Source organism: Psychromonas arctica, assembly GCF_036697365.1.
GTDB lineage: Bacteria > Pseudomonadota > Gammaproteobacteria > Enterobacterales > Psychromonadaceae > Psychromonas > Psychromonas arctica_A.
The window spans coordinates 198,466-222,031 of sequence record NZ_JBAHZA010000004.1 but is presented as its reverse complement, the minus strand read 5'-3'; the positions used below and the strand labels follow the sequence as shown (position 1 = coordinate 222,031).

The window sequence follows — 23,566 nt, the reverse complement described above, 5'->3', positions numbered from 1 at the left end:
TATGCAGATTGAGTTTTCGAATTTCTCTTTTCAGTATAAAGCGCTAGATAAACCAACGCTTAAAAATATTAATTTGAAAATAGAGAAGGGCGAAAAAATTGTCATTATCGGTGCGAGCGGTAGTGGTAAATCTACCATTGGCCGTTGCCTTAATGGTCTTATTCCTCATGCAATAAAAGGTCAGTGTTCAGGGCAACTTAAAATTGCAGGGAAAGATACAAGCACTTTTGAGATGCACCATTATACGGAGCATGTCGGTACGGTATTGCAAGATACTGACAGTCAATTTGTTGGGTTAACCGTTGGCGAAGACATTGCTTTTGCTTTAGAAAACCAATGTACCGCAACTGCGGATATGTACCCCATTGTTAAATCTACTGCGCAAATGGTTGAGTTAGCTTCTTTATTAAACGCCTCTCCTCAAGACTTGTCTGGTGGACAAAAGCAACGTGTGTCTTTAGCGGGAATCTTGGTCGATGATGTTGATGTCTTACTTTTTGATGAGCCCTTAGCGGCTTTAGATCCTAAAACCAGTAAAAAGACGATTGAGATTATCGATCAACTACATCGAGATGCTGATAAAACAATTATTATTATTGAGCATCGTTTAGAGGATGTATTACATCGAGATGTGGACCGAATTATCTTGATGGACAATGGTGAAATAGTTGCGGATATGTCGCCTGATGCATTGTTAGCTAGTTCATTACTCACTGCACATGGTATACGCGAGCCGCTGTATTTATCTGCATTGAAATCTGCAAACTGCACTATAGCAGCTGAACATAATCCCGCTAATCTTGATAAGCTATCTTTATATCAATACAAAGATAAACTTCTTGAATGGTTTCATGTTACTGATTTACAAACCCAAGAACCGAGTCAAACACCGTTATTAACCTTATCAGAGCTAACTTATTCTTATAATGGAGAAGTTAACGCAGTTGATGATGTTAGTTTCTCGGTTAAAAAAGGTGAGTTTGTTTCGATTCTTGGTAAAAATGGTTCAGGTAAGTCAACGTTAACTAAGTTGATTATGGGCGTTGTTAAACCTGACTTGGGTAAGATAATATTAAATGACAAAGACCTTGCTGAATTAAGTATTTTTGAGCGAAGCCAAGCGGTTGGCGTGGTGATGCAAAATCCTAATCATATGATCTCTCATCATATGATATTTGATGAAATTGCTTTTGGTTTACGTAACCGTGGTGTTGACGAACAACTTATTGAACAGAAAGTCCTACAGGTATTAACGCTTTGTGGTTTAAAAAAATACCGTCATTGGCCAATCGATGCACTGAGCTATGGACAGAAAAAGCGCGTTACGATTGCCTCTATCCTTGTCTTAGAGCCAGAGTTACTTATCTTAGATGAACCAACAGCTGGGCAGGATTATCGCAGTTATACTGCTATGTTGAGTTTCATCAAAGAGCTTAACACTTGTTTAGGTATCACGGTCGTGATTATCTCTCATGATATGCATCTAGTACTAGAATATACGACACGCTCGATTGTCTTATCTGATAGCCATTTAATTGCTGATGCGCCTATGACTGAGGTATTTAGTCAACCTGATTTGTTGGCAAAAGCTAACCTTACTACTACCAGCCTATACGAATTGGCAGTTAATTTAGAGATTGAGAATACCAGTGCTTTTATGCAGTGTTTTATTCAAACAGAACAAGCGAGAAACATTGCATGAAAGCAGAAAAAATGGCCTTTGGAATAAGTTATGTTGAGACTGATTCTGCGCTGCATCGTTTAAATGGTATTACCAAGTTTGTACTTTTTATGGCATGGGTAACCGTAGTACTCACTACCTTTGATTTACGCTTAATAGTTGCGTTAGTTGCGGTAGGACTGTTGTTATTAAGAATGACCAAGGTTCCGGTTAAAGTTTATCGAACTCTATTGATTGCCACTGCCAGTGTGTTGTCATTAAATGCATTGTTTATGTTTTTATTAGCACCACAACAGGGCACTGAGTATATGGGCACCGAGACGGTTTTAGTGCCGTTTGGCTTCTATTCTCTTACCCAAGAAACCTTGTTTTATTTGCTGACAGTGACCTTAAAATATTTCAGTATGTTTCCAATCGCTTTAGTGTTTGTGTTTACTACACATCCTACTGAGTTTTCTGCGAGTTTGAATCGTTTAGGCATTCCCTATAAGGTTGCCTATGCAGTAAGCCTCACACTACGTTATTTACCTGAAATTAAGAAAGATTACGTGAATATCATGCATGCTCAGCAGGCTAGAGGCGTTGAGTTATCTAAAAAGGCTTCTTTGCTTTCTCGTTTGAAAAATCTAACAAGTATTTTGGGCCCATTAATTTTTACTAGTTTGGATAGAACGGAAGAGATATCAAATGCGATGACGCTGCGTGGTTTTGGCCGCCATAAATCACGTACCTGGTATAGTTTAAAACCATTAACTAACAAAGACTGGATCTGCTTATCTACTATCTTAGTGTGTGTATCGCTGGCTATTGTTAAGCATGTATTTGAAGAGCAGTTATTCTGGTATCCATTTAATTAATATTCACTGTTGAGTCAGTATAGGTCGTTGTTAATGAAAAAAATTGCTGTTTTTGCTGATGTTCAAAACATCTACTACACCACTCGCCAAGCCTATCAAAAACAGTTTAATTATCGAAAACTATGGCAGAAAATCAGTGCTCAAGGTGAGATTGTTTGTGCTTACGCTTATGCCATTGATCGCGGTGATAACCAACAGCAAAAATTTCAAGAGATGTTAAGGTACCTGGGATTTGAAGTACGTTTAAAACCTTTCATTCAACGAAGTGATGGATCCGCAAAAGGCGATTGGGATGTAGGAATTACTATTGATGTAATGGAGCTAGCAGCTGAAGTAGATACTGTTATTCTACTTACCGGAGACGGCGACTTTGCTATTTTATTAGATAAAGTTAATAGTAAATTTGGCGTGACCACTGAAGCTTACGGAGTCCCTAAATTATCAGCTAAAGCCTTAATTGATGCTTGTACTGAGTTTCATCCTATCGAGACTGATTTATTAATTGGCTAAACTATTATCAAAGTTATTGTGAACGAATTAATACTTGTCTAGTCGTAAATAATGAGAGCGTTATTCATTTATGGTTTAACACCAAATGCTAACGCTGTTTTTATTTTTACTAAATGAGGAACGCTATGATTAATTCTAACTTTATGCTTAAAGGTTTAATGTCAGTACTATTCGCCAGCCTATTTTCTATGAGTGCATTTGCAGCTTTCGTTGGCCCCGGCGCAACATCCATCCAAACCATTACTGCTAAAGAGGCATTAGAGTTAGCCGATGATAGTAAAGTCGCGTTACAAGGTACCTTAGTCAAGCAAACGGCTGAAGAGCATTATCTCTTTAAAGACCAAAGTGGCGAAGTTATGGTAGAGATTGAAGATGAAGATTTTCGTCAAGTTACAGTAACACCTGAAGATAATATTCGTATTACCGGTGAAATTGATAAAGAATGGACGGAAACTAAAATTGATGTTGAACGTATAGAGTTAATTAAATAATCTATATATCAAAATAAAAAATGCCGCACTAGATGCGGCATTTTAGTTTCTTCTGTTTAGCTATAACGGTAAGGTCTACCTGCTTTTTCCATATCAGCGTTGTATTGTTTAAATATCTCAACAATTTTGGCTTTTGTTGGCGATTCTTTAGCAATTTCATCCCAGAAATCACGTGCATCAGATTCAACTTGTGCCCACTCTTCATCTGGAATCGTGGTTAATTTCATGTCTGGGCCGTTAACGCGTAATTGTGCTTCACCACCCCAGTACCACCATTGACGATAGTAATGTGACGTTTCCATACATAGGGCTAGTAACTCTTTAAGGTGTTCTGGCAATTCGTTGTAACGATCCATATTGGCAAAGAAGTGTCCAATCCATGCACCAGAAATATTATTTGTCAGGAAGTAATCCGTTACTTTAGACCAACCTACAGTGTAATCTTCGGTAATACCAGACCATGCGATACCATCAAGCTCGCCTGTCTGTAGTGCTACTTCTACATCTTCCCATGGAATAGAGACTGGCACGACGCCATATTTAGACATGAAACGTCCTGCAGTAGGGAAGGTGAATACTCTCAACCCTTTTAAATCTGCTAGGCTATTAATTGGCTTTTTAGTGGCGAAATGACACGGATCCCATGCACCGGCTGAGATATGTTTAATGCCAAATTTGGCGTATTCTTCTTTCCAGATTTTATCTAGACCATACTGGTTAAATAAAACAGGCACATCCAGTGAATAGCGGCTACCAAAAGGGAAGTAACCGCCAAATGTTGTTACTTCTGTAGGAGAAGCCATTGAATCATCATCTGACTGAACAGCATCAATAATCCCTTTTTGTAATGCACGGAATAACTCCCCTGTAGGTACTAGTTGATCTGCAAAATAAAGTTCAATTTGCATCTCTTCGCCAGCAATACGGTTAAATGCTTCTATCGCTGGTTTAACTACGTGTTCAGCAAGTGCAGGGCCAGCATAAGTTTGCATACGCCATTTTATTTTAGGCGATGCAGCAAAGGTTTTGGCTGGCGCTAATACAGTACCGGCTGTCAGTGCTGCTGCTGTGGTTAAAAACTTACGTCTTGAATTCATAAAATTTCTCCTGTTAATTAATTGGTAACGGATTATTTTCATCCGAAGTAAATAATGTTTTAAATAGAAATACTGATGGTTCTGTTATCCGTAAACGTAATTTGGCAACCACAAAGCAAGTTGTGGGAAGACCATGATAAGAATAAGTGCGAGTATCATAATGCCAACAAAAGGTCCGATTGAGCCGTAGATGTCTCGTAAAGAAATCTCAGGTGGAGCCATTGCCTTCATTAAAAATAAGTTATAACCAAAGGGCGGTGTCATGTAAGCAATTTGACAAGTAATGGTGTACAACACGCCGTACCAGATCAGGTCAAATCCAAGTGCATGTACCAAAGGTACAAATAGCGGTGCGACAATAACCAACATCGCAGTATCATCGAGAAATGTACCCATCACTAAAAAAGATAACTGCATTAAAATCAGTATTGCCCATGGGCTAAGCCCTAATTGCTCAGTAAATAGATCTGCAATCGCTTTAACTGCTCCAAGACCATCAAATATTGCACCGAACCCTAGCGCTGCGAGAATAATCCACATAAACATGCAAGAGATAGCCAGCGTATTACGAATAGAACTCTCGAAGACAGCTTTAGTCATGCGTTTTTTAAAAACAGCTGCGGAGAATGCCGCCATTGCACCGATTGCAGAGCTTTCTACTAGGCTTGTCCACCCATTTACAAAAGGCACCATCATCACTGCAAAAATGCCAAGCGGTAATAGCCCGGATCTTAGTAGACGTAACTTTTCTGCTCGAGGAATATCTCGTTCTTCTTTATTGAGTGCAGGGCCCCAAGAAGGGTTAATACGACAGCAAATGACGATATAAAGAATAAAAAGAGCTGCCATAATTAGCCCTGGGATAACCCCTGCTAACCAGAGTTGCCCGACAGGTTGGCGCGCAATCATTGCATAAAGAACCAGTACCACTGAAGGTGGGACTAAAATGCCAAGGGAAGAGCCAGCTTGAATAACCCCAGTCACCATTTTTTTGTTATAACCGCGTTTTAATAATTCCGGTAATGCAATGGTTGCCCCAATAGCCATCCCTGCGACTGACAGCCCATTCATTGCTGAGACAAGCACCATTAGACCTATAGTGCCTATCGCTAGACCACCGGGCATAGGACCCATCCAGACATGGAACATTTTATAGAGATCATCAGCAATCTTTGACTCTGACAGTACATAGCCCATGAAAATAAACATAGGTAATGTCAGCATTGGGTACCAGTTCATTACTTTCATTGCAGCTGTAAAAGGGATTTCTGCTCCGCCAGTACCCCATAACATAATTGCAGCAATTGAGGCAACTGCACCGATTGCCGCAAATACTCGTTGGCCGGTTGCCATCAATAATGCCATCGAGGCAAACATCGCGATTGCGATCATTTCATAACTCATTTAATTTCTACTCCTCGGATAACCGCAATATCTTTAAAAAATTCTGAAATAGCTTGTAAGATCATCATGATAAAACCTACGCACATAACCGCTTTAATTGGCCATATAAGTGGTCGCCAAGCTGAACTGGTGCGTTGCCCATATTCAAATGAATAAAGCAGGCTTTCTAAGCCGCCATATAGCAGTACAAACAAGAAAAAAATCAGGAAGAAAGCGGTAAATATATCCATCCAAGCACGTTTTTTTATTGACCAGTTGCCATAAAACAAGTCCATGCGTACGTTTGCCTTTAGTTGAATTGCGTAGGCACCACCGAGAATATAATAAGCAGCCATTGCAAATTGTGCTGATTCAAGCGTCCATAGTGAGGGCATAAAAAAAGTTTTGGATATTGAAGACCACAAAAGTATAGAAACCATAATAAAGATCCCATACATAGCGATGCGGCCAACAAAGTAGTTAAATTTGTCGACATATTTAATATAAAAGAGAATAAAACCAGGCATCTGTTGTCCTTATGCGAATTGGTTCGTTTTTTGCTGATTTAAGATCAACTGTTATTTATTAACCTATTAATCCATAGCGATATTCGTACCTAACCAATATCAAAAATCGGCAAACAGAAAAGGCTTTATTTAACAATTAGATAGGAAAATTAAGCACTATATTGGTTCATGATATAAAACAAGGGAATGTAAATGGATGAACTGACCTTAAAAAACAATGCACTAATGATGAGCAGTATTCACTCATATGATGCAAATCATCAGGCAGCAAACTTAGTTAACTGGCAGCAGGAGTTTGATCAACTTAGCCAAGGACATTTTATTGGAGCCATTAATGAGCTGCACTTTCCACATATTCATGCATTTCGTGAGGACACAAGTCATAGCTTGAGACAACAATGTCGTATAGAAGATGGTGGACTGTGGTTAGGTTTTAGCGCCAATGATAAAAGTTGTCGTATCAATAATGAGCCGACGACTTTTAATCAATTTCTATGTCGTTCAGGTGGCCAAGATTTTGAATTATTAACGCCTGATAACTTTTCCATTTATGGGCTAGTTTTACATCCTAGCTTTTTTGCAGGATTGACTGAGCAAACGAAAGAGGAGGTGTATGACAGTAGCAGTGATGGGTTGTGGCTGGATAATATTGCGGTGGATGAGTTACATAAATTTCGACAATATCTCTCTTTATTATTAGCACCGAAAGGTAATCATTGGAGTAGTAGCACCCATGAGTCAATTCTTCATGATGCCATCTTAGCATTACTGACTAGGGCACAACGAACGTCATTTGCCCATGCAACTTCACCTCAACGGCAACGTATCATGGCTAGGGTACAAGAGTATTTAACAGAGTCTCGTTTGAAGTCGCCTGTTACGATGAGTGAAATATGCTCGGCAGTACACGTTAGTCGTCGGACATTGCAGTATACTTTTGCTCAATGCTATGGCATATCTCCTAAACAATATATTCAAGTGATTAGGCTTAATCAGGCTAGGCGAATGTTACAAAGTAGTGAAGGGGTTCTTACTATTGCTGATGTTGCATTTAATTATGGTTTTTTTCATTTAGGGCAGTTTTGCCAGAGTTATAAACGCTTATTCGGTGAGACGCCACGGCAAACATTGCAATATAAAAACAACTAAAACGTTTTTAAAGTAAAAGAGTGGTTAATTTCTAATATGGTGGGATTTTGTTTTTTGAATGAGGGGAGAGGGAACACAGGCAAAAGTTTAATCTTTGCTTTTGCCTGTGAAAATGCGGTTACTTTTGTTCTTTCAACCAGATCGCTACTTGCTTAGCAAAGTAGGTCAAAATGCCGTTGGCACCAGCACGTTTAAAGCATAATAAAGATTCTAAAACGCACTCTTTTTCTTTTAACCAACCATTATCAATTGCTGCCTTATGCATCGCATATTCACCGCTGACTTGGTAAGCAAAGGTAGGAACTTGTAACTCATGTTTAACACGACGTACGATATCTAAGTATGGCATACCCGGTTTTACCATTACCATGTCTGCACCTTCTTGAATATCTAAGGCAACTTCATGAATTGCTTCATCGCTATTTGCTGGATCCATTTGGTAAGTAAATTTATTCGCGCCTTTTAGGTTACCTGCGCTGCCTACTGCATCACGGAAAGGGCCGTAGTAAGTTGATGCATATTTAGCACTGTAGGCCATGATTTGCGTATTAATAAAGCCTGCGTTTTCTAATGCTTCACGAATCGCACCAATACGCCCGTCCATCATGTCAGAAGGCGCTACAATATCTGCGCCTGCTTGTGCGTGCGAAAGCGCCTGTTTAACTAATATTTCCGTAGTAATGTCGTTTAACACATAACCTTCACTATCGATAATGCCGTCTTGTCCATGCGTGGTGAAAGGGTCTAATGCAACGTCTGTGATCACCCCTAGATCTGGTGCGGCAGCTTTAATACATTGAACAGCACGTTGCGCTAAGCCATTTTCATTATAAGCTTCTTCTGCCATTTCCGTCTTAATGTCACTGGGTGTCACTGGGAAGATAGCAACGGCAGGAATACCTAATTCAGCCAGCTCTTTGACTTCAATCGCGAGTAGATCTAAAGATAAACGCTCAATGCCTGGCATTGATGGAATAGCTTCACGACAGTTAGTACCTTCAATGACAAACATTGGGTAGATCAAATCATCTACTGATAATTGGTTTTCTTGTACTAGACGACGTGAAAAATCATGCTTACGTAAACGACGTAGACGACGTGCGGGAAAAGATTGAGAAACAGTCATAAAGGCTCCAATATGATCAATAGGGCAGCTAGGTATTAAACATGAATGACAAGAGAGACTATCTACCTAGCAACCTATTTAAGGGGTTAAATTAAAAAATGTGTTACTTGTTTTTTGCGTGTTCATTATTAATGATTGTAAATCTTGTTGCCTTGCCTCAGCAATGGTTTTTGCAATATAAGGTAAGTACTTAGGTTCATTACGGCTCGATTTAGGTTTTGGTCTCATTGAACGAGGTAGTAAATAAGGACTATCAGTCTCAATCATTAAACGATTATCTGGGATCATTTTTACGATATCTAATAGATGTTGGCCGCGGCGTTCATCGCAAATCCAACCTGTTATTCCGATATGTAAATCTAATGCTAAATATTGCTCTAATTCAGCTTGTGTACCAGTAAAACAATGTACTACAGCACTAGGAAGTTGTTTGATGTAAGGGGACACTAACTCAATAAATTTTGAACTTGCATCTCGCTCATGCATAAATACAGGTAGTTGAAACTCTACTGCTAACTCTAGTTGGGTGATGAAGGCATTTTCTTGTTCAAAAGGAGTCGAGTAATTACGATTAAAGTCTAATCCGCATTCGCCAACAGCCTTTATCTCTGGCTGGGTTAATAATTCTCGTAGTTTAATTATTGCTTGTTGATCCATACTACTTGCATCATGAGGATGAATACCTGCTGTACAGTATAAAAAATCAGGGTAAGACTTTGATAGAGTAAGTGCTTGCTCACTTTCAACAATATTAGTACCAGTAACAATGAGACTACTTAAACCAGCTTGCTTTGCTTGCTCAAGCACAATTGGTAAATCTTTATCAAAACGAGAATTAGTTAAATTAACGCCAATATCAATCATTAGCTGCAGACTCTTTATCGATGCTGTTTTCTTCTTCTTGTTCCTGAGGCTTCACATAAAAACGTGCAAACAATAAACCTATTTCAAATAAAATCAGCATTGGAACTGCGAGTAAGGTTTGCGAAATAACATCTGGTGGCGTCAATAACATACCAAAAATAAATGCAGCAACAACAATATAAGGGCGTTTAGCTCTTAATGAGTCTGGCGTTGTTGCACCAGTCCAACATAATAATAGTGTGGCGACTGGGATTTCGAAAGCTAAACCAAAGGCAAAAAACAGCTTTAATACAAAATCTAAATAGCTGCTAATATCTGTTGCAATGGTAACTCCCTCAGGCGCTGTGCTGGTAAAAAATGAAAATACCAAGGGGAATACAACATAGTAAGAAAAAACCATACCTAGATAAAATAAAAATGCACTGCTCGCGACAAGTGGTGCAACAAGCTTGCGCTCATGTTTATATAGACCAGGCGCTACAAAAGCCCAAACTTGATACAAAATAGCAGGAATGGCAATTAAAATAGATAAGACAATGGTTAATTTTATTGGAGTAAAAAAGGGCGTCGCAACACCCGTTGCAATCATACTTGAGCCTTCAGGTAGTTGGCTAGTAAGAGGGATTGCAATGTACTGGTAAATATCATTAGCGAAATAAACTAAGCCTAAAAATAAGACTAAGACAATGACGACCACCTTTAAAACTCTATCTCTTAACTCTAAAAGGTGGGTAATTAGTGGCAAGCTATGTTGTTCTTGATCTGACATTGACTCACTCATGGGTTATTTATCCTGCGGAGGTGTTTTTTCTAGTACTGGCTCATTAGCAACGGTTTGTTTAGTTGTTTCAGTAGTAGATTTGATAATATCGTCGACTTCTTTTTTATAAGGTTGTGTCAATTGTTCAACATCCTGCTTCATTTCATCAATTGATGCTTTTAAATTAGGATTTAATTGTTCGAGTTCTTGTTTACCTTTTTTGAGCATATTCTCATTTAATTCGTGCAGTTCAAGCTCTTGAGATATCTCATTTTTAACTGAGTTTGCCATGTTTTTAGCAGTATTAACCCATTTTAAAACAGTGCGAATAGCAATAGGTAAGCGTTGTGGACCTAATACAACCAGCCCAATCACGGAGATTAAAACTATCTCCCAGAAACCAATATCAAACATTAAATAATGTGCCTTTTACTAAAACCTCTCTAACACTTTACGAATAAGTTTAGTTAGGTGGTAGTTTTTAAATAAGTGATGTCGATGACACTCAAGAAGCTATTTATAGTTTGCATGATATTGCGAAGTAAATAGATGGCTTAATGAGTGTGGTTGGTATTAATCTTTTTGTTCACTCTTTTCAGCCTTTAGGCTTTCTGGAGCTTTTTTATCTAGGTCTGTAGTGTCGTTTTCATCTTTTACTGCTTTTTTAAAGCCTTTAATAGCACCACCTAAATCTCCGCCCATACCACGCAGTTTTTTAGTACCAAATAAAAGAACAACAATGACTGCAATGATAACTAACTGCCAAATTCCGATACCGCCCATAATCTTTTTCCTGTCTGTAAATGATGTTGTAAGTTAACCGGTTAACGATAACCTATTAATATGAACTTTTTACTACAATTGTCACAATTTATTATTAAATCGCCAAGCAAGTATCCAAGATATTACTGCAGGTACTGTTAAATACAAGTTAATCTTGCCATCGTCTTGTAAATATAAAAGTGTAGAAATAATACTCAGAGTAACAGCTAAGGCTGTTATTACTTGGTTTTTACTATTACGACTTTGTTGTTCATTTAAGCGTTGCATTAACAACTGCTGTTGCTTTTGAACCTGTTTTGTTTGCGCTAAATTGTGATAAACCAACTCAGGAATATCTGGTAATTTCTCTAACCAAAACGGTGCTTTTAGTTTTAATTTTTTAACTAGTGTTTTTGGACTAACCTGCTCACGCATCCACTTTTCTAAGAAGGGCTTAGCGGTATCCCATAAATCCAACTGCGGATATAACTGGCGTCCCAACCCTTCAATATATAATAAGGTTTTTTGCAGCAATACCAATTGCGGTTGTACCTGCATATTAAAGCGACGTGCTGTATTAAATAAGTTGATTAACACTTGTGCAAAAGATATTTCTGACAAAGGCTTTTCGAAGATTGGCTCACAAACGGCGCGTATAGCAAATTCAAACTCTTCTACAGGCGTATCCGAAGGCACCCATTCAGAATCAATATGTAGTTGGGCAACTTGGCGGTAATCTCGGTTGAAAAAAGCGAGGAAGTTTTCGGCTAAATAGCGCTTGTCCTCGTTAGTTAATGTACCGACTATGCCGCAATCAATACCAATCCAGAGTGGGTCTTCCGGATGTTCATAGGAAACAAATACATTACCCGGGTGCATGTCTGCATGGAAAAAGCTGTCTCTAAAGACTTGTGTGAAAAAGGCTTCTACCCCACGCTCTGCTAGTAATTTTAAATCAGTATTTTGTGCTTTTAACGCATCAATGTCTGAAACAGGAATACCATATATACGTTCCATGACTAACGCATCTTTAGTGCAGTAATCTGAGTATATTTCAGGCACATATAACAGTTTAGAATTTAAAAAATTACGACGTAATTGGATAGCGTTTGCACCTTCACGCATTAAATCTAATTCGTCGACGATGGTTTTTTCATATTCTCGGATCACTTCTACTGGGCGCAACCTTTTTGCATCTTTTAGAAAGCGTTGTAGTAATCCCGCAAACCATTTCATTAACTGTAAATCAGCTGCAATGGTTTTTTCTATTCCTGGGCGAGTGACTTTTATTACTACTTCTCTGCCGTCTTCTTTTAAAGTGGCGGTGTGGACTTGCGCAATAGAAGCGGATGCTAATGCTACTTCGTCAAAGTCATCAAAAAGTTCATCAATAGGACGTTGGAAAGATTCCTCTATTTGTTTAATTGCTAACTCACCAGAGAAAGCGGGGACATTGTCTTGAAGATGAGCAAGTTGATCGGCATAAATGGGCGCTAATAAGTCACGACGCGTTGATAACATTTGCCCAAGTTTAATATAAATAGGGCCCAGCGATTGTAAGCTTAAACGTAATCGTTCAGGTAAACTTAAATGCGTATGTTGGTTACGTAACCAAAATAAACAAAGGCGCAGAATCCAATAACTTTTTGGTCTTTGTGCTTTAGGGGCTAATTCAATTAGGCCGTATTCGATGAAGGTTTTTTGTATTTGATATAAACGCGATAGCTCTTTAATTTTTATCATTTTTGTCAGCTAATGCCTTGGTGTGTGATAGGTTGTTGAGTTGTTTTTCCAGCTTATTGTTGATTTTATTCAATAACAAATCTGCGTCGCTTGCTAAACTACTGACTCGATCACTAAAGTGAGCGACTTCTAATGCACTTGGAGCAAGTTTAATTTCTTCTGTTAAATACAGGGCAGATTGCTTTTCAACGCGCTTATATTGAGACTGAGTCGTTTCAAACGCTGTTTTGGCGTGTTGGCAAAGATTGTGTGCAATAACATCACCCACTTTTTTTGATAGATGCTCTTCCCAATCGATTTGCATATCGGTCAGTAGCATGGCAAATTTTTGGACTAATTGAATATCCCCATCAACTTCTAACTCACCTGATTTAATGAGCTGCGTTAATTGGCGATTGTCCTGCAATTTATTGAGCGCTTGCATACTGACTTTGATGGTGCAATCAGGTTCACCTTCGAACTTATTAAGTACATCAACTTGTTGATCTGAGATAATAAAGTACAGCGGAAAATTGAGTTCTTTCAAGCTCGCCGCAATGATGGTGCCATTAAGTTGTTTACGTTTGCTCACAGCACTACTGTCTAATTGATGTAGTTGGTTTACGCCTGTTTCTAGTAAGCCGCAAAGTAAGTTGGTTAATGGCATATGCTCTCTCGTTTTATAAGGCTGTTAGTATTTGTAACCGCGGTGCAAAGCAACAATACCTGCGCTTAAGTTAAAGTATTCAGTGCCTTCAAAGCCGACATTATTCATCATCTCTTTTAAGGTATCTTGGTCTGGATGCATACGGATACTTTCAGCAAGATATTGGTAACTTTCACTGTCATTAGCGATTAATTTACCTAGTTTAGGTAAAATGTTAAATGAGTAAAAGTCGTAAAACTTCTCAACGGGTGTATATACCGGCTTAGAAAATTCTAATACTAATAGGCGACCACCTGGTTTTAATACACGGTAAATAGATGCTAATGCTTTATCTTTGTCTGTTACATTACGTAAACCAAAGGCGATGGTGATCAGGTCAAAATGATTATCTGGGAAGGGCAGTTCTTCTGCATTGGCTTGAACATAACTGACGTTACCTTCGATCCCCATATCGCGCAGTTTTGTACGGCCTACTTTAAGCATTGAGTCATTAATGTCAGCTAAAACTACTTCGCCTTTTGTGCCAACAATACGTGAAAACTTAGCGGTTAGATCGCCTGTGCCGCCAGCCAGATCTAACACTTTTTGTCCTTGGCGAACACCTGAACAATCAATCGTAAAGCGTTTCCAAATACGGTGAATACCCATGGATAACACATCGTTCATGATGTCATATTTAGCGGCAACAGAGTGAAATACATCGGCAACGAGTTCTACCTTCTTATCCTCTTCAACGGTTTTAAAACCAAAGTGAGTGGTATTATCTGGGTTTTCTTGCATGTTATCTGTTTACCTTTTGATAAATATATTGGCTTAATTGGATATCATCGCATGATACCAATTTTTAAAGGATATTTGGATCTTTATTGTTTAGCCTTACATTGTTGATTTTAATGTTACGCTTTCTTACAAAATCTCTCTCTTTTATTGGCTATTATTCAGCACTAATGAACACCATCATTGCACACTGTTTAACAGTAAATTATTTACAAGAGTTATTTAAGTATGCCTATTTTAAAGGTACATTAGTTGTTATAACTCATTGTTTTGCCTTTTTTATCAATATTTAATGAACAGTGTGTGGTTATTTCTGATAACTTATAGTCAGTGAGCAATAACTGTAAAAGCTTTAATATCATAAACTTGGGAATTTCTTATGCTGAAAAATATTCAACCTACACAGACCAAAGCTTGGTCTACGCTACAATCGTTATTTGATGATCACGCAGAGATGCAAATTTCAGAGTTATTTGCAGAAGACGCACAACGATTTGACACTTTTTCTCGTCAATTCAACGAAGATTTTTTATTAGATTTCTCTAAAAATTTAATTACTGAAGAGATTTTAGCAAGTCTATTGGATTTAGCTGAAGAGGTCGATTTATCTGGTGCGATTAAAGCACAGTTCTCAGGTGAGAAAATTAATATTACTGAGCAGCGCGCTGTATTGCACACTGCATTACGTAACCGTAGCAACACACCCGTCTTTGTTGATGGCGAAGATGTGATGCCTAAAATTAATGAAGTACTAGCACAAATGAAAGCATTTTGTGAAAAAGTACATTCAGGTGAGTGGCTAGGTTATACCGGTAAACGTATTACTGATGTAGTAAATATCGGTATTGGTGGTTCTGATTTGGGCCCTTACATGGTAACAGAAGCACTGCGTCCTTATAAAGTCGATGGTATTGAAACACATTTTGTCTCTAACGTTGATGGTACCCACATCGTTGAAACCTTAACTAAGGTTGACCCAGAAACAACGTTATTCTTGATTGCGTCTAAAACCTTCACCACACAAGAAACCATGACCAATGCACACAGTGCTCGCGATTGGTTCTTAAATTTTGCGCAAGATGAAGCGTTTGTGGCGAAACACTTTGCTGCACTCTCTACCAATGCAGCGGCAGTAACCGAGTTTGGTATTGATACCGCGAATATGTTCCAGTTTTGGGATTGGGTTGGAGGACGTTACTCAATCTGGTCTGCAATTGGTTTATCCATTGCATTAACTGTCGGTTTTGATAATTACGAAGAACTATTAGCTGGTGCGCATGAAATGGATCAGCATTTTGCTACGACTGATTTCAAAGATAACATTCCAGTATTATTAGCGGTTATTGGTATTTGGTATAACAATTTTTACGGCGCAGAGTCTGAGGCTATTTTACCTTATGATCAATATATGCATCGTTTCCCTGCTTATTTCCAACAAGGCAATATGGAATCTAATGGTAAATGTACCGACCGTAACGGTGACCCAGTAGATTACCAAACTGGGCCTATTATTTGGGGTGAACCTGGTACAAATGGACAGCATGCTTTCTACCAGTTAGTTCATCAGGGGACTAAGTTAATCCCTTGTGATTTTATTGCTCCTGCCGTAAGTCATAACCCTGCCGGCGATCACCATCCAAAATTACTATCAAACTTCTTTGCTCAAACCGAAGCATTAGCCTTTGGTAAAACTAAAATGCAAGTGGAGTCAGAGTTTACCGCTTCTGGTAAATCGGCAGAAGAAGTAGCTGATTTAGTGCCTTATAAAGTGTTTGAAGGTAACAAACCGACTAACTCTATCCTAGTTAAAAAAATAACGCCTAAAACATTAGGTCAATTGATCGCTATGTACGAGCAGAAGATTTTCACTCAAGGTGTTATTTGGAATATCTTCACTTTCGACCAATGGGGTGTTGAGCTAGGTAAGCAATTAGCAGGACAAATCTTACCGGAATTAAGTAATGATCAATGTGTGGAAAGCCATGACTGTTCCACCAATGGTTTGATTAACGCTTGGAAAGCTTGGAAGTAAGTTTTATCTATCCACTATGAATGACTGCCTCAAATTGTATTAATTTGAGGCAGTCATTCTTTTTAAATCCCTTTATATTTTACTCATCGCTGATAAGTCTTTACTATAACTCTTTGGTGTTATTGTTTTATAACGAATCACACTGAAATACTTATTTAGTTTAAATTACTCTTGTCACTCAAATCATGGCAATAAATCAGGTTAAATGATTGCTCACAACGTTTTATTAAAGAGCTGTTGTAGATAATTTTATATTAGGTAAATAGGTAAAAATAGATAGTACGGAAACTGACTATTATTAAACAATAATAGTCTATTATTGAAATATGGAACGACTAAATTACCGAGATATACATGTTAGAAACAGCCATTCTGGTATTGCTTTACAATAAAGAAATAAAAGACAGTAGTACTTTAAACTCTTTAATCAAATCGAAAGCTCAATATTCAAACGCTAAAATTGTTATTTGGAATAATGGTCCTCAAAAGTTAAATACTATCAACTCTCAAGTTCTTATTGGTTTAGGCTATCAAATAGAAGTTATCCAAACAGTCACTAATGATTCATTAGCGGTTATATACAATCGTTTTATCAGCGATAACAAGGCTAATAAGTATATCTTACTTGATGATGACTCTGAGCTGAGCGAGGAGTTTATCCAAGCTTCTGCTTTGAGCAAACCTGAACACCTATCTTTACCCATTATTACCAGTAACGGAAAAGTACAATATCCAAGTATTGACCGAAAACGTTATTCATCTGAAACAACGATAAAAGATACTAGTCGAGTTACAACGATCGGTAGTGGCTTAGTACTTGGTATTAATATTGTTAATGCGTTAAATGAATATTACGACAGTGTGTTTGATGAACGATTCTATTTGTATGGTGTCGATACTACTTTTTGTTTAAGAGTTCATCTAAGCAACCAAGTTAAAAATATACAGTTAATTTCTGGGTTTGATCATTCATTATCTAAGCTAGAAAGTGAAAGCACAAAAATGAATAATTTCAGGCGCATTGAGAGAAGTTATGAGAGAGGGCTTAAACTTAGATATTATGTACCGTTGCCTAGAGCTATATTTTTGTTATTAAAAACAGGGACTAGTGCATTAAAAAGGAGACTTGTTGGTAAAAAATATCAAGTTAGCTTTTTGTATGTGCTAAAAGCATTTTCATCTGGTAAGCATTATAGGAATAATAGCTAAATACCTACCTCTTATTATTATGACCAAGCGCTTAATACTGAAATTAGATGTAAATTAAACATATTTTTTATTACACTTTTTGTATAACATTATTTTTAATGTTACCCCAATTAATCGGAAAGCACTTTTGCAATTCAGAAAAGATATAAATGGTTTAAGGGCAATTGCTGTTATTGCAGTTGTATTATTTCACTTTAATAATTCATTGATTTCAGGTGGTTTTTCTGGAGTTGATGTGTTTTTTGTTATCTCTGGTTTTTTAATGACTGGAATAATATTCAAAGGTGTTGAAGAAAATAACTTTTCTATTTCAAAGTTCTATATTGCACGAGCAAATAGGATTGTCCCTGCCTTGGCGGTATTATGCTTTTCTTTAATTATATTAGGTTGGTTTTTCCTTACACCGTATGACTATAGTTTTCTAGCGAAGCATATTAAAGGAAGTCTTACATTTAGCTCTAATGTGATGTATTGGAAAGAGTCCGGATACTTCGATACAGATTCTTACTATAAGTGGTTATTACATACCTGGTCTTTATCAGTTGAGTGGCAATTTTATGTTATTTACCCGTTAATTATTGTTTATATGCGTAAAGTAATGAGCATAAAAACAATGAAAAAAACGATTTTATTCGTATTTATTATTAGTTTTTTACTCTCTGTCGTAGTGACTTACCAAGCCCCCCATTTTTCATATTTTATGTTGCCTACTAGAGCATGGGAGATGTTAGCTGGGGGCGTCGCATATCTTTTCCCAATAGTTTTAACAAAACGAAATAAAATAGCCTTTGAATACACAGGGATTATATTGATTCTTAGTACTTATTTTTTCATTTCAGAAAGTGATTTATGGCCTGGGTACTTAGCTATATTTCCCGTTTTGGGAAGTTATTTGATAATACAGGCTCAACGAGCTAATAGCTTGTTAACTGGAAATATGCTTTTTCAACATATAGGAAAATACTCTTATTCTATATATTTATGGCATTGGCCTTTAGTAGTTGTAATACATTATTTTTCATTACCAGGCTTTTATATATATATCGGACTTATTTTGTCTATATTTCTTGGTTTTTTAAGTTATAAATATATAGAAAGACATACATTTAAAGCGAGTATATTTAATCTTCGTAGTCTTTTAAATTATAAGCCTTTAATGATGGTTTTATCTATTTTGGTATTGGCTATTCTCATTCGTAGTCAAAATGGTTTTATTAATTTAGCACCCGAAGAATACAAGTACTTAATTAATAACTCACAACCTAGCCCTCTTAGAGGTGATTGCCATATAAGTAAATATAAAGATCCAAGTGATTCATGTGAGTATTTTAATGAAAATAACGTCTCTTGGGCGACTTTAGGAGATAGTCATTCCACTGAGATTGCTTACGCATTAGCAAAAAAAATACAACCATATGGTATCGGCTTGAAACATTTTAGTTACTCTGGGTGCAAGATATCTTTTGATATGCCTAATGACTTTAGTGATTGTGCAAGATGGTATAATGAGGCTGTTGATTATATAGTTAATGATAAAAAAATAAAAAATGTGGTTATAAATCATAGATTCACAGAGGGGTTATTTGGGGAAGTCGATGTTAGTTCTGAACAACATCTGAAACAAGAAATGACTAAAAGTACCCTTGAGATGGTTAAATCATTCGATGAAATGGTACTTTTGTTAGCTGCAGAAAAGGAAAATATCTATCTATTTTACCCAATTCCTGAGTTACCTGAAAATATCAAAGATCTAGTGAGATTAAAGTATAGAAAACGAAATATTCCAGACAATATAGTTGGAACAAGTCTGCAATGGTATCAAGAAAGAAACAAATATATGATTCATCATTTTGATACAGCAAAATACCCAAGTAATGTTCATCTGTTAAAAGTAGAGGATATTTTCTGTGATTCAAAGAATTGCTATGCTGTCAAAAATGGCGAACCGCTTTATTTTGATGATGATCACCCTTCACTTATTAGCGCAGCTAAGTTAATTCAATCTATAAAGATTAATTAAATTTTAGATTAAAGGAAGGCTGATGAATTATTATCTACCTTCTTATTTTTTTAATTTAATCCATCAAAGTAATACGTAATAGTTATTATTTTAAACTTATAAACACCTCAATATAATTGACATTTCATAACATTAATTTAGAAAATAATTATATATATCAGCCCGATTTGCACATTCTTTACTTATTTAAATTCTATTATGGATGATTGTTTTTAAGTAAGGGAAGTCACTATATGTCTTTCACTGTGCGTGTGAAAAATAACCGTTCTAAAACTACATCTCACTTTTTTAGTTTGATTTTTTCTGTTCCAATTAGTTTATATAAGCAGTATAAGTCCAAACAAAAAGTTACAAAAATGAAACGTAAACTAAAAGGTAATGGAATTAGTTATGCAAATAAAATTTTGTTTAACGAAACTAATGAAAAGCTGTTGTTTATACATATTCCTAAAGCAGCTGGAATGTCTGTTGTGAAAGCATTATATAATCAGAATAGATCGCATCATGCTTCTGCAACAGACTACAAAAAGGAAGATGAAATTAAATTTTCTCAGGCTTTTTCTTTTGCTATTACACGTAACCCATACACCCGATTACATTCAGCATATAACTACCTTAAAAGCGGCGGTATGAATAATATTGATCGTGCATGGTGGGAATTATATTTGGCTAAATATGATAGCTTTGAGTCGTTTATTATTGAAGGTGGCTTAAATTATGCTGTTGAAAATAAAGCGGAACATTTTATTCCTCAATATAAGTTTGTATTCGATGATGATAATAATTTATTGTGTAATTATTTAGGAAAAATAGAAAAGCTTAATGAAACAGAGATTTTATTAACTAAAAAGTTGCAAAAACAGGTTACATTTTCTCACCGTAATGCTGTTAGTAAATCTAGCGTAGATTTAGATGATATTTATACATTAAAAATGTTAGAGATAGTTAACCAATGCTATCAAAAAGACTTTTCTTTGTTAGGTTATGATACCCGATAATCCCCTACGTTAAATCATCAATACTCAGTAAAAATTCTTTTATGTTTTCTGAGTATTGATATTTCAGTTTTAATCTAAGTGATCAATGACGTTGATAACCTGCTCCAAACTAATATCCTTCATAATATGCTCCCCTTTGGCTCTGGCACTCCAAGGCAACTCTGAAATTGGCTTATTATGCTGTAATTGAACATGCTTTTTATAGGCACTGACCACGTTATCTTGACTTAAATAAGGCCCTGTTCTGAGCGGGTTACTGTGACCGTATAAACCAATAACTGGAGTGTTTTGTGTTGTTGCTATATGTGCTGGGCCTGAATCCGGAGCTAAAACTATTTTTGCTTGTTTTAATGTAGCCGTAAGTTGTTTTAGTGACGTCTTCCCAATTAAATTGATTGCCGAGTGTTGCATTAAATCTAGTATGTTGTGGCCTAAAGTGATTTCTCTCGGAGTAGGGGAACCACACAATACAACTTCAAAGCCTTTTTCTATGACGTAGTCCGCAATGGCTGCGTAGCGCTCTGTTAACCAATTACGTTCATCTTTACTTGCGGCAGGGCTGATCACAAAGAGTGGTTTACCAGATGAGCTAATGTTCTGTGCAAAGCTGATATCTGAGTCACTCAATGGAATATTCCATGTTGGTGTGGCTTTATTGATACCAAGGTAATAAGCGAATTCAAAGAAGCTATCTAATACATGCAGAGAAACGGTATCAGGGATCTTTTTATTTGTGAACAGCCATTGACCTTCTTTAGCACGTTTACGGTTAAAGCCTACTTTATGTTTTGCTTTAATACCTACAGTTAAGGCACTTGCTCTTAAAGCTAATTGCATATGTAACAGTGCATCAAATTTCCTATCGGAAAGTTGTTTCCATATCGATTTCATCCCTTTAAAGCCTGTTTTTTTATCAAAAATAATCACTTCAATATTGGGTAAGTCATTTAATAACTGAGCTTCAATTTTCCCCATAATCCAAGTTATTTTAGTAGAAGGCCATTGTTTTTGAATAGCCTGGACCATAGCAACTGCATGACAAACATCACCGATAGCAGATAGACGTAGGAGACATATAGATCTTGGGGCTGATGTAAATAGAGGGATCATAAAAGGTGTTCCAAGTAATTTCATTGAATTATTACTTATGATACTTCATCAACAGTCGAAATTGTATGAATAGAGCTAGAAGTTTAGTGTAATATTTGGCTATCTAACTTTACGAAGTAAAGTAATCAGGACTGAGCGAGAGAAAGTATTAGTTAAAATATTTATTCAAGGCGCTTTTGATAAATGGAATGATGATTATGAAGAATAAAAATGTAGTTTATGGGGCATTAGTTGGACATTATGATGAGATTCCGAAACATAAACATAAAATGGAAGGTTGGGATTATGTCCTCTTCACTGATATATGCAATTTAAAAGAAAAAAATGGCTGGGAAATTAGACCTCTTCAACATTTAGTTAAAAATCAAGATGATGAGAATAATAAAATAAAAACGGCAAGGTGGCATAAAACAAATCCTCATAAATTATTCCCTGAATATGAGTACTCTTTGTGGATTGATACAAATATTAATGTACTTGATAAGACACTTGATAAGTTTATTAATTTAGCTATATCTAATAATGATGAAATTTCTACTATAAAGCATCCCTTGAGGGATTGTATATATGAAGAGGCGGCTGCATGTGAGGCATCGGGTAAAGATGCTCCTGGACCTATAAAAAATGTAGTAAATTTTATTTCAAAAGAAGGTTTCCCTAAACATTATGGTTTATTTGAAACTAATCTTTTATTAAGAAAGCATAATACGGATAAAGTTAAGAGAGTAAGCGAAATATGGTGGGATGTGGTTAATAAATACTCTAGAAGGGATCAATTAAGCTTTTCGTATGCTTTATGGAAGGAAAAAGCGAATTGTACTTATTTATTGGGTGAAAGTAGGTCTGTTAGAAACTTGTCCGGTTTTACTATTTTAGGCGGGCACGGTAGAAATAATAAAAAGAAATACCTTAAAAAAATTAAGAAATTTATTTTTTATATTAAAATAAAAAAGGATATTAAAATCATAAGGATATGTGGTTTTTATTTATTAAAAAGAGATTTTTAATTATTGCTACATTTTTAACACCTTGATACAGATGTAAATAGAGGCATGTTAATATCTTTTCTTTTCGGTAAATGGAATCTCGTCATGTTAAAAACGATTGAGCAAAATAACTGTTATATTATGTTTGATGATAGCTTAATTCGCGATGATATAGAACGTTGTTTTGATCCTCAACACTGGCAACAACTTAATAAAGTAACTGGTAGTGCGACTGGGCGAGGGACAACCTGGTTTGTGCAATTAGATTCGATGCAAGGCGCGCTTCGCCATTATCGCCGTGGCGGGTTGCTTGGTAAAATTATCTCTGACCATTATTTATTCAATGGCTGGGGAAAGACGCGCTCAATTGCTGAATTTAATCTACTTCACAAGCTTAAGAGTCTTGATGTAAATGTTCCACGTCCAATAGCCGCACGAGTAATAAAAAATGGGCCTTTTTATCAAGCGGATTTGTTATCTGAAAAAATTCCTGATGCGCAGGATTTAGTTGACATTTTACGTCAACGTAGGTTGAACGAAGCTGAATACCATGCGATAGCAATACAGATAAAAAAAATGCATAAAGCACAGATTAATCATACGGATTTAAACATCCATAATATTCTGTTGGATAAGCAAGGAAAAGTTTGGATCATTGATTTTGATAAGTGTAATGAACAAACTGGCGATAGTTGGAAACAAGCTAACATAAGTCGTCTACTGCGTTCTTTTAATAAAGAGGTTAATAAACGTAAAATTCAGTGGAGCTTAGATGATTGGAGTCTCTTTTTAAAGAGCTACCGGGATTAAGTCGTATTTAGTTTTCTAATTAGTATGT

General features: G+C 36.5%; 23 protein-coding genes. 11 read left to right on the top strand and 12 right to left on the bottom strand.

Translation table 11 applies throughout. From position 1 onward, the window contains the following. The first annotated feature begins 1 nt into the window (after position 1). From V5290_RS06465 to V5290_RS06450, 4 genes are all read left to right on the top strand, one after another. Positions 2 to 1,702: an ABC transporter ATP-binding protein gene (locus tag V5290_RS06465; RefSeq protein ID WP_333383014.1), complete on the top strand. Its 1,701-nt coding sequence runs from the start codon at positions 2 to 4 to the stop codon at positions 1,700 to 1,702. Continuing rightward, entirely contained in the window at positions 1,699 to 2,538 is an 840-nt protein-coding gene (locus tag V5290_RS06460; protein WP_333383012.1) for an energy-coupling factor transporter transmembrane component T, read from the top strand. The genes V5290_RS06465 and V5290_RS06460 overlap by 4 nt, the downstream gene beginning before the upstream one ends. Positions 2,539 to 2,571: 33 nt before the next feature. Then, on the top strand, positions 2,572 to 3,048 hold the full coding sequence (locus V5290_RS06455; protein ID WP_333383010.1) for an NYN domain-containing protein: 477 nt from the start codon (positions 2,572 to 2,574) through the stop codon (positions 3,046 to 3,048). Positions 3,049 to 3,173: 125 nt separating this feature from the next. Further along, the gene (locus V5290_RS06450; protein WP_333383008.1) at positions 3,174 to 3,539 is read left to right on the top strand and encodes a NirD/YgiW/YdeI family stress tolerance protein; all 366 of its coding nucleotides are present in this window, start codon (positions 3,174 to 3,176) and stop codon (positions 3,537 to 3,539) included. 56 nt (positions 3,540 to 3,595) lie between these two features. Here the strand turns inward: V5290_RS06450 and V5290_RS06445 are convergent, their stop codons facing one another. The 3 genes from V5290_RS06445 to V5290_RS06435 form a co-directional block, all read right to left on the bottom strand. Then, on the bottom strand, positions 3,596 to 4,636 hold the full coding sequence (locus V5290_RS06445) for a TRAP transporter substrate-binding protein (protein WP_113817379.1): 1,041 nt from the start codon (positions 4,634 to 4,636) through the stop codon (positions 3,596 to 3,598). Between the two features lie 84 nt (positions 4,637 to 4,720). Next, positions 4,721 to 6,040, bottom strand: a complete 1,320-nt coding sequence (locus V5290_RS06440) for a TRAP transporter large permease (RefSeq protein WP_333383005.1) — start codon at positions 6,038 to 6,040, stop codon at positions 4,721 to 4,723. Then, the gene (locus V5290_RS06435; RefSeq protein WP_113817381.1) at positions 6,037 to 6,546 is read right to left on the bottom strand and encodes a TRAP transporter small permease subunit; all 510 of its coding nucleotides are present in this window, start codon (positions 6,544 to 6,546) and stop codon (positions 6,037 to 6,039) included. The genes V5290_RS06440 and V5290_RS06435 overlap by 4 nt, the downstream gene beginning before the upstream one ends. 192 nt (positions 6,547 to 6,738) lie before the next feature. On the opposite strand from V5290_RS06435, the gene V5290_RS06430 reads away from it, so the two are divergent. Beyond that, positions 6,739 to 7,695, top strand: coding sequence for a helix-turn-helix domain-containing protein (locus V5290_RS06430; protein WP_333383002.1), 957 nt, complete (start codon positions 6,739 to 6,741; stop codon positions 7,693 to 7,695). A gap of 118 nt (positions 7,696 to 7,813) precedes the next feature. Here the strand turns inward: V5290_RS06430 and hemB are convergent, their stop codons facing one another. The 8 genes from hemB to ubiE form a co-directional block, all read right to left on the bottom strand. Beyond that, complete coding sequence (gene hemB / locus V5290_RS06425; protein WP_333383000.1) at positions 7,814 to 8,821, bottom strand: porphobilinogen synthase; 1,008 nt, start codon at positions 8,819 to 8,821, stop codon at positions 7,814 to 7,816. A gap of 78 nt (positions 8,822 to 8,899) precedes the next feature. Continuing rightward, positions 8,900 to 9,685, bottom strand: coding sequence for a TatD family hydrolase (locus V5290_RS06420; RefSeq protein ID WP_333382999.1), 786 nt, complete (start codon positions 9,683 to 9,685; stop codon positions 8,900 to 8,902). Next, on the bottom strand, positions 9,678 to 10,466 hold the full coding sequence (gene tatC, locus V5290_RS06415; protein WP_333382997.1) for a twin-arginine translocase subunit TatC: 789 nt from the start codon (positions 10,464 to 10,466) through the stop codon (positions 9,678 to 9,680). Before tatC ends, V5290_RS06420 begins: the two co-directional genes overlap by 8 nt. 3 nt (positions 10,467 to 10,469) lie before the next feature. Next, positions 10,470 to 10,859, bottom strand: coding sequence for a Sec-independent protein translocase protein TatB (gene tatB / locus V5290_RS06410; protein WP_333382996.1), 390 nt, complete (start codon positions 10,857 to 10,859; stop codon positions 10,470 to 10,472). Positions 10,860 to 11,018: 159 nt separating this feature from the next. Next, on the bottom strand, positions 11,019 to 11,228 hold the full coding sequence (tatA, locus tag V5290_RS06405) for a twin-arginine translocase TatA/TatE family subunit (protein WP_333382994.1): 210 nt from the start codon (positions 11,226 to 11,228) through the stop codon (positions 11,019 to 11,021). Positions 11,229 to 11,309: 81 nt separating this feature from the next. Beyond that, complete coding sequence (ubiB, locus tag V5290_RS06400) at positions 11,310 to 12,950, bottom strand: ubiquinone biosynthesis regulatory protein kinase UbiB (RefSeq protein ID WP_333382992.1); 1,641 nt, start codon at positions 12,948 to 12,950, stop codon at positions 11,310 to 11,312. Beyond that, positions 12,937 to 13,596, bottom strand: a complete 660-nt coding sequence (locus V5290_RS06395; protein ID WP_333382990.1) for a ubiquinone biosynthesis accessory factor UbiJ — start codon at positions 13,594 to 13,596, stop codon at positions 12,937 to 12,939. Before V5290_RS06395 ends, ubiB begins: the two co-directional genes overlap by 14 nt. 24 nt (positions 13,597 to 13,620) lie before the next feature. Then, positions 13,621 to 14,376 (bottom strand): bifunctional demethylmenaquinone methyltransferase/2-methoxy-6-polyprenyl-1,4-benzoquinol methylase UbiE, encoded by a 756-nt coding sequence (ubiE, locus tag V5290_RS06390; protein ID WP_113817389.1) that lies wholly within the window; start codon positions 14,374 to 14,376, stop codon positions 13,621 to 13,623. Between the two features lie 376 nt (positions 14,377 to 14,752). Here ubiE and pgi point away from each other — a divergent pair, with 376 nt between their 5' ends. The 4 genes from pgi to V5290_RS06370 all read left to right on the top strand — a co-directional run bounded on the left by pgi (position 14,753) and on the right by V5290_RS06370 (position 20,632). After that, the gene (gene pgi, locus V5290_RS06385) at positions 14,753 to 16,405 is read left to right on the top strand and encodes a glucose-6-phosphate isomerase (RefSeq protein ID WP_333382988.1); all 1,653 of its coding nucleotides are present in this window, start codon (positions 14,753 to 14,755) and stop codon (positions 16,403 to 16,405) included. A gap of 354 nt (positions 16,406 to 16,759) precedes the next feature. Then, on the top strand, positions 16,760 to 17,614 hold the full coding sequence (locus tag V5290_RS06380) for a hypothetical protein (protein ID WP_333382986.1): 855 nt from the start codon (positions 16,760 to 16,762) through the stop codon (positions 17,612 to 17,614). 127 nt (positions 17,615 to 17,741) lie between these two features. Next, entirely contained in the window at positions 17,742 to 19,634 is a 1,893-nt protein-coding gene (locus V5290_RS06375; RefSeq protein ID WP_333382984.1) for an acyltransferase family protein, read from the top strand. A 233-nt stretch (positions 19,635 to 19,867) separates the two neighbouring features. Further along, the gene (locus V5290_RS06370; protein WP_333382982.1) at positions 19,868 to 20,632 is read left to right on the top strand and encodes a sulfotransferase family 2 domain-containing protein; all 765 of its coding nucleotides are present in this window, start codon (positions 19,868 to 19,870) and stop codon (positions 20,630 to 20,632) included. Positions 20,633 to 20,701: 69 nt separating this feature from the next. Here the strand turns inward: V5290_RS06370 and V5290_RS06365 are convergent, their stop codons facing one another. Beyond that, entirely contained in the window at positions 20,702 to 21,739 is a 1,038-nt protein-coding gene (locus V5290_RS06365) for a glycosyltransferase family 9 protein (protein ID WP_416351602.1), read from the bottom strand. Between the two features lie 200 nt (positions 21,740 to 21,939). Between V5290_RS06365 and V5290_RS06360 the strand changes: the two genes are divergently transcribed. Together V5290_RS06360 and V5290_RS06355 are read left to right on the top strand one after the other, a co-directional pair. Further along, positions 21,940 to 22,749, top strand: a complete 810-nt coding sequence (locus V5290_RS06360; protein ID WP_333382978.1) for a glycosyltransferase domain-containing protein — start codon at positions 21,940 to 21,942, stop codon at positions 22,747 to 22,749. Between the two features lie 84 nt (positions 22,750 to 22,833). Beyond that, complete coding sequence (locus V5290_RS06355) at positions 22,834 to 23,538, top strand: 3-deoxy-D-manno-octulosonic acid kinase (protein ID WP_333382976.1); 705 nt, start codon at positions 22,834 to 22,836, stop codon at positions 23,536 to 23,538. Positions 23,539 to 23,566 lie beyond the last annotated feature (28 nt).

Coding starts and splice junctions, on each gene's coding strand:
- V5290_RS06360 (WP_333382978.1), top strand. CDS start 21,940: ATGAAGAATAAAAATGTAGTTTATGGGGCATTAGTTGGACATTATGAT.
- pgi (WP_333382988.1), top strand. CDS start 14,753: ATGCTGAAAAATATTCAACCTACACAGACCAAAGCTTGGTCTACGCTA.
- V5290_RS06370 (WP_333382982.1), top strand. CDS start 19,868: ATGTCTTTCACTGTGCGTGTGAAAAATAACCGTTCTAAAACTACATCT.
- V5290_RS06450 (WP_333383008.1), top strand. CDS start 3,174: ATGATTAATTCTAACTTTATGCTTAAAGGTTTAATGTCAGTACTATTC.
- V5290_RS06440 (WP_333383005.1), bottom strand. CDS start 6,040: ATGAGTTATGAAATGATCGCAATCGCGATGTTTGCCTCGATGGCATTA.
- V5290_RS06465 (WP_333383014.1), top strand. CDS start 2: ATGCAGATTGAGTTTTCGAATTTCTCTTTTCAGTATAAAGCGCTAGAT.
- V5290_RS06355 (WP_333382976.1), top strand. CDS start 22,834: ATGTTAAAAACGATTGAGCAAAATAACTGTTATATTATGTTTGATGAT.
- hemB (WP_333383000.1), bottom strand. CDS start 8,821: ATGACTGTTTCTCAATCTTTTCCCGCACGTCGTCTACGTCGTTTACGT.
- V5290_RS06455 (WP_333383010.1), top strand. CDS start 2,572: ATGAAAAAAATTGCTGTTTTTGCTGATGTTCAAAACATCTACTACACC.
- ubiE (WP_113817389.1), bottom strand. CDS start 14,376: ATGCAAGAAAACCCAGATAATACCACTCACTTTGGTTTTAAAACCGTT.
- ubiB (WP_333382992.1), bottom strand. CDS start 12,950: ATGATAAAAATTAAAGAGCTATCGCGTTTATATCAAATACAAAAAACC.
- V5290_RS06430 (WP_333383002.1), top strand. CDS start 6,739: ATGGATGAACTGACCTTAAAAAACAATGCACTAATGATGAGCAGTATT.
- tatC (WP_333382997.1), bottom strand. CDS start 10,466: ATGAGTGAGTCAATGTCAGATCAAGAACAACATAGCTTGCCACTAATT.
- V5290_RS06460 (WP_333383012.1), top strand. CDS start 1,699: ATGAAAGCAGAAAAAATGGCCTTTGGAATAAGTTATGTTGAGACTGAT.
- V5290_RS06395 (WP_333382990.1), bottom strand. CDS start 13,596: ATGCCATTAACCAACTTACTTTGCGGCTTACTAGAAACAGGCGTAAAC.
- V5290_RS06435 (WP_113817381.1), bottom strand. CDS start 6,546: ATGCCTGGTTTTATTCTCTTTTATATTAAATATGTCGACAAATTTAAC.
- V5290_RS06380 (WP_333382986.1), top strand. CDS start 16,760: ATGTTAGAAACAGCCATTCTGGTATTGCTTTACAATAAAGAAATAAAA.
- V5290_RS06445 (WP_113817379.1), bottom strand. CDS start 4,636: ATGAATTCAAGACGTAAGTTTTTAACCACAGCAGCAGCACTGACAGCC.
- tatB (WP_333382996.1), bottom strand. CDS start 10,859: ATGTTTGATATTGGTTTCTGGGAGATAGTTTTAATCTCCGTGATTGGG.
- tatA (WP_333382994.1), bottom strand. CDS start 11,228: ATGGGCGGTATCGGAATTTGGCAGTTAGTTATCATTGCAGTCATTGTT.
- V5290_RS06420 (WP_333382999.1), bottom strand. CDS start 9,685: ATGATTGATATTGGCGTTAATTTAACTAATTCTCGTTTTGATAAAGAT.